2 protein-coding genes are annotated in these 957 nt (G+C 49.2%); both read right to left on the reverse strand.

Annotated elements, in window-relative coordinates; translation table 11 throughout:
* Nucleotides 1-800, reverse strand: an 800-nt coding sequence (gene ttdA, locus CYP05_RS09315; protein ID WP_103642726.1) for a L(+)-tartrate dehydratase subunit alpha, incomplete at its 3' end; no start/stop codon positions are given.
* A partial coding sequence (locus CYP05_RS09320; RefSeq protein ID WP_141090290.1) for a DUF2809 domain-containing protein occupies nt 793-957 on the reverse strand: 165 nt, incomplete at its 5' end. The genes CYP05_RS09320 and ttdA, both read right to left, overlap by 8 nt.

Genomic DNA, 957 nt, shown 5'->3' on the forward strand with positions numbered 1-957 from the left:
ACTGCGATTACGCTTGGATGGCGGGCGCAGTTTTCTATATGCACGCCCATCACAGAGCTTGCACCGCTCATGCCTTGTGGTCCAAGACCGATTTTATTTATGCCATCTTCTAGCAGTTTTTCGGTTAGTGCAGCGCGTTCGTTTTGATTTTTAGAGCCCAAAGGCCTCATCAGCGCCTTTTTAGATAGCAAAGATGCCACGTCGATCGAAGTGCCTACGCCAACACCCACTAATAGCGGCGGACAGGCGTTTATGCCGTAGCTTGTCATTATATCCATGACAAATTTAACAACACCCTCATAGCCCATGCCAGGCATCAGCACGGTTGCTTTACCAGGCAGGCTACAGCCGCCACCAGCCATATAGGTGTGTATCTCGCACTCGCTACTATTTGGCACGATCTCCCAAAACACGCTCGGCGTGCCCTTGCCGACATTTTTGCCTGTGTTATACTCGTCAAATGTCTCGACGCTGTTGTGACGAAGCGGAGCCTCGCGAGTAGCTTGCAGTACCGCCTCTCGTAGCAGCTCTTCAAGCTCGCCGATAAGCGGAAAATTTGCGCCACATCTTACGAAAAACTGAATCACTCCAGTATCCTGACAGGACGGGCGGTTTAGCTCCTTTGCAAGGCGCTGATTTTCAAACATCGTTTTATAGATCTCCTTTGCCAGCGGCTGCGTCTCGCGCTCGCTAAGCTCAAGTAGCTTCGCCGTCACGTCGTCAGGCAACACTTTGCCCGTGTAGCCGACAAATTTTGCCATGACCTCAGTCATCTTTTGCACAGCTTTTTGTTTATCCATCGCTCCTCCTTTTTTCAAATTTTTCATACGCGCCCGCTAAAATACAGCCAGCCGCGTAGCAGAGTAGATCGGTAAGATCAAACGTCCCGCCGATCATTATCTTTAAAATTTTATTTTCTATGCCTAAAATTTGCACCACTCCAAAATACTGCGCAAT

Source organism: Campylobacter concisus, assembly GCF_002913545.1.
In the GTDB taxonomy this organism is placed as follows: domain Bacteria; phylum Campylobacterota; class Campylobacteria; order Campylobacterales; family Campylobacteraceae; genus Campylobacter_A; species Campylobacter_A concisus_AV.